The following is a 4364-nucleotide window of genomic DNA, read 5'->3' as shown; positions in this document are numbered from 1 at the left end:
AACCCCCAGGTTCAGCAGCACCGACACCCCGCCCACCGCCAGGGCCACCACGTCCGCGCCGTGCCGCTCCACCGGCAGCCAGCGCAGCGCGGCGCGACCCAGCCCGTGCTCCCGGCGCAGCCGCAGCGCCGCCCGGTACAGCTCGAACGTCGAACCCTCCACCCCGACCTGCGCGTCCGCGGCCAGCGGCCCGAACGCCGGCGGCTGCGGCAGCCAGCTCGCCCCCGTCGGGCTGAACCCGAACGCCGGGGCGCCGGCCCGCCACGGCAGCGGCACCCGGCAGCCGTCGCGACCCACCACCCGCCCGCTGGTGCGGTGGAAGCTCGGGTCCTGCCGCACCCCCGCCGGCAGCGTCGTGTGCTCCGGCAGGCCCAGCTCCTCGCCCTGGTACACGTACGCCGAACCCGGCAGCGCCAGCTCCAGCAGCGTCGCCGCCCGCGCCCGGCGCAGGCCCAGCGCCGCGTCCGGCTGCACGTCCTCCGGCCCGATGCCGCTGGGGTTGCCGCCCGGCACCGGCAGGCCCAGCCGGGAGGCGTGCCGCACCACGTCGTGGTTGGACAGCACCCACGTCGCCACCGCCCCCACCCGCGCGCTCGCCCCCAGCGAGCGGTCCACGACGTGCCGCAGCGCACCGGCGTTCCAGTGCGCCACCAGGAAGTCGAAGTTGAACGCCTGGTGGAACTCGTCGGGGCGCACGTAGCGCGCCAGCCGCTCCGGGTCCGGCACCCACGCCTCGGCGACCATCATCCGCTCGCCCGGGTAGGAGTCCAGCACCGCGCGCCAGGAGCGGTAGATCTCGTGGACGCCGTCCTGGTCCCACATCGGCCCGTGCTGGCGGAACTCCTCGTGCTCGGGGTCGTCGCCGACCTGCCCCTCCACCATCCGCGACTGCCCCGCCCAGTCGGGCAGGCCCTCGGCCTTGACGAGCCCGTGCGCCACGTCGACGCGGAAGCCGTCCACCCCCCGGTCCAGCCAGAACCGCAGCACGTCCAGGAACTCCGCCCGCACCTCGGGGTCGGACCAGTCCAGGTCCGGCTGGCGGGTGTCGAACAGGTGCAGGTACCACTGGCCGGGCTCGCCGCCCGGCCCGCTCGTGCGGGTCCACGCGCTGCCGCCGAAGACGCTGCGCCAGTCGTTGGGCGGCAGCTCCCCGCGCTCCCCGCGCCCGTCGCGGAACAGGTAGCGCGCCCGCTCCGGGCTGCCCGGGGGCGAGGCCAGCGCGGTGCGGAACCAGGCGTGGGCGTCGGAGGTGTGGTTGGGCACCAGGTCCACCACGACCCGCAGGCCCAGGGCGTGCGCCCGCGCCAGCAGCGCGTCGAAATCGGCCAGCGTGCCGAACACCGGGTCCACGTCGCGGTAGTCGGCCACGTCGTAGCCGGCGTCGGCCTGCGGCGACGGGTAGAAGGGCGACAGCCACACCGCGTCCACGCCCAGGGCGGCCAGGTGGTCCAGGTGGGCGGTCACGCCGGGCAGGTCACCGGTGCCGTCGCCGTCGGAGTCGGCGAAGGAGCGCGGGTACACCTGGTAGATCACCGCGTCGCGCCACCACGGCCCGGCCTGCTGCCGGGTGCCCGCGGTCGGGACGTCGGGGGTGGTGGCGGTGTGCGGGTCCACGGCGGGGCCGCTCCTCGTCGTCGCGCGGGTGGCTGGGGCGTCCCACGCTACGGGGCCCGGCGGCGGGGCACCGGCGACGGGCGTCAGGTGCCGTCGCGCACGGCGTCGCGCACGGCGTGGCGCACGTACACCGCGCCGTTGCCGAACCGCCGCTCCTCCAGCAGCTCCAGACCCAGCCGCACCCCCCGGGGCAGCGCCGGTTTGCCACCGCCGACGAGCACGGGGTGCAGCAGCAGCACGCACTCGTCCACCAGGCCGTGCCGGAACGCCTCCGCCCCCAGGGCCGCGCCACCGACGCTCAGGTCCGCGGCGGAGGACTCCTTCAGCCGGCGCACCGCCTCGGGGTCGAAACGCCGCTCGATCCGCGTGCGCGCCGTCGACACCGCCTCCAGCGTCGTGGAGTAGACGACCTTGTCGGCGTCGCGCCAGATCCCCGCGTACTCGCGGACCACGGCCGGCTCACCGGCCAGCCAGTCGTCGTCCTCCCACACCCGCATGGTCTCGTACATGCGCCGGCCGTACAGCGAGGTGCCGATGCCCCGCTCGTGCTCGTTCCAGAACGCGTGCACCTCCTCGTCCGGCACCGACCAGCCGAAGGAGCCGTCCTCGTCCTCCAGGTAGCCGTCGAGCGACGTGTTGGCCGCGTAGATGAGCTTGCCCACGGGTTCCTCCGACCGGACGGGGATCACAGCCTCCACCGCCGCCGCGGCACCGGCAAGGCACCCCGCCGGGCGGCCTGCGCAGCTTCGATCGAGCCGCGACGACACCAGCGCCCGGGTGGGTCCCGGGGCGGGACACCTATCCTCGAGAAGGTGAGGACCACCACCGCACAGCGCGTCGCCACCGCCCTGACCGCCCTCGCGCTGCTCGCGGGGACCGCCGCGTGCGGCGGGAGCACCGAGAACGGGACGCAGGTGGAGTGCACGCTGGACGACTGCACGATCACCTTCCCGCGCGAGGGCCGCCCAGAGGTGTCCGTGCTCGGGGTGGACGCGACGCTGCTGGAGGCCGGCGACGACTCCGTGCGCCTGGAGGTGGCCGGGCAGGAGGTCTCCCTCGACGTGGGCACCGAGACGCAGGTGGCCGGTTTCACCGCCGGCCTGGAGCGGCTGACCGACACCGAGGCCGTCGTCGTCCTGAAGCGCTGACGCCCCGGGGCGCCGGCCCCTACCCGCAGCGCGCCCCGTCGGCCGGGACCGCGCCCGCCACCAGGTAGGCGTCCACCGCCGCGTCGGTGCAGGAGCTGCCCGCCCGGTAACCGGTGTGCCCGTCACCGTCGCGGGTCAGCAGGTGCCCCTCCGCCAGCTGCTCCGCCAGCGCCTGCGACCACGCGTACGGCGTCGCCGGGTCCCGCGTCGTGCCCACCACCAGGATCGGGCCCGACCCCGCCGCCCGCAGCGGCCCCGGCTGCCCCGTCGCCGGGAACGGCCACGTCGTGCACGGCAGCGACCCCCACGCCAGGAACGCCCCGAACGTCGGCGAGCGCCGCGCCAGCTCCACCGCCGAGCGCTCCACCTCCGCCGGGGTGGAGGTGTCGGGGCGGTCCAGGCAGTTCACCGCGTAGATCGCCGTGTTGGAGTTGTCCGCGTAGCCGCCGTCCGCGCCGCGCCTGGCGTACGCGTCCGCCAGCGCCAGCAGCTTCGCGCCCCCACCCTCCAGGGCCTGCGCCAGGGCCTCCGTCAGCTGCGGCCACAAGCTGCTCGCGTACAGCGGGTACGCCACCCCCAGCTGCGCCAGGGACTGCGTCAGCGGCCGCGCGGTGCCGGTGTCCAGCGGCGCGGCGTCGATGCGCTCCAGCAGGTCGCGCACCTGCTGCACGCCCTGCTCCGTCGTGCCCCGCAGCGGGCACCCGCGCTGCTGCAGGCAGTCGGCCACGTACGCGGCCAGCGCCGTCTCGAACCCGTCCGCCTGCCCCGCCTCGAAGTCCGCCTCCGACAGCGCCGGGTCCAGCGCCCCGTCCAGCACGAACCGGCCCACCCGCTGCGGGAACAGCTCCGCGTACGTGGCGCCCAGGAAGGTGCCGTAGGACTTGCCGAGGAAGCTGAGCCGGTCGTCGCCCAGCGCGGCGCGCAGCACGTCCAGGTCGCGGGCGGCGCTGCGGGTGTCCACGTGCGCGGCGAGCTCACCGCCGCGCGCCGCGCAGCCGCGGCCCACGCCCGCCGCCAGCCCCACCAGCGCGTCCCGCTCCGCCGCGTCGTCCGGCGTGGCGTCCGCCGCCAGCAGCTCGTCCGTCTCCGCGTCCGTCAGGCAGCGCACCGGGTCCGACGTCGCCACCCCGCGCGGGTCGAAACCCACCACGTCGAAGTGCTCCAGCACCACGTCGGTGACCTGGTGGCCCTCGGCCCGCACGTACGGGATGCCCCCGACGCCCGGACCACCGGGGTTGAACACCAGCGACCCCAGCCGCTCGTCGCCGGTGGCGGGCACCCTGACCAGCGAGATGCGGGTGCGGGCCCCGGCCGGGTCCGCGTGGTCGACGGGCACGGTGAGCGTCGAGCACTGCACCCCGTCGCCGCAGTCCTGCCACGACAGCCGCTGCGCGTAGAACTCCGCCATCGCCGGGTCGGCCGCCGGCTCCGCCGCCGTCGCGGTGGGGCTCCCGACCGGGACGGGCTCGGGCTCGTCCGCGCCCAGCGCCGAACACGCCCCCAGCAGCAGCTCCACCGCCGCGGGCAGCACCACGCCCGCCGGGCGGAGCACCCCCGCGCCCCTCACCCGCGGCCGCCCGGGGCGTGGCGCGCGGCGGGCAG

General features: G+C 76.5%; 4 protein-coding genes. 1 reads left to right on the top strand and 3 read right to left on the bottom strand.

Features of this window, described 5'->3' with window-relative positions; genetic code table 11:
• The coding region (locus ABEB16_RS06750; protein WP_425560117.1) for a glycoside hydrolase family 13 protein at nucleotides 1-1614 on the bottom strand (1614 nt) is incomplete at its 3' end.
• A gap of 83 nt (nucleotides 1615-1697) precedes the next feature.
• Nucleotides 1698-2276, bottom strand: a complete 579-nt coding sequence (locus tag ABEB16_RS06745; protein ID WP_345711492.1) for a dihydrofolate reductase family protein — start codon at nucleotides 2274-2276, stop codon at nucleotides 1698-1700.
• A gap of 150 nt (nucleotides 2277-2426) precedes the next feature.
• Between ABEB16_RS06745 and ABEB16_RS06740 the strand changes: the two genes are divergently transcribed.
• Nucleotides 2427-2762, top strand: a complete 336-nt coding sequence (locus ABEB16_RS06740; RefSeq protein ID WP_345711491.1) for a hypothetical protein — start codon at nucleotides 2427-2429, stop codon at nucleotides 2760-2762.
• A gap of 19 nt (nucleotides 2763-2781) precedes the next feature.
• Here the strand turns inward: ABEB16_RS06740 and ABEB16_RS06735 are convergent, their stop codons facing one another.
• Nucleotides 2782-4314 (bottom strand): alpha/beta hydrolase, encoded by a 1533-nt coding sequence (locus tag ABEB16_RS06735; protein WP_345711490.1) that lies wholly within the window; start codon nucleotides 4312-4314, stop codon nucleotides 2782-2784.
• Nucleotides 4315-4364 lie beyond the last annotated feature (50 nt).

This window comes from Kineococcus glutinatus, assembly GCF_039542765.1.
Lineage (GTDB): Bacteria > Actinomycetota > Actinomycetes > Actinomycetales > Kineococcaceae > Kineococcus_A > Kineococcus_A glutinatus.
Note: the sequence above shows the minus strand (reverse complement) of the source record. Positions and strands in the feature narration are given on the sequence as shown.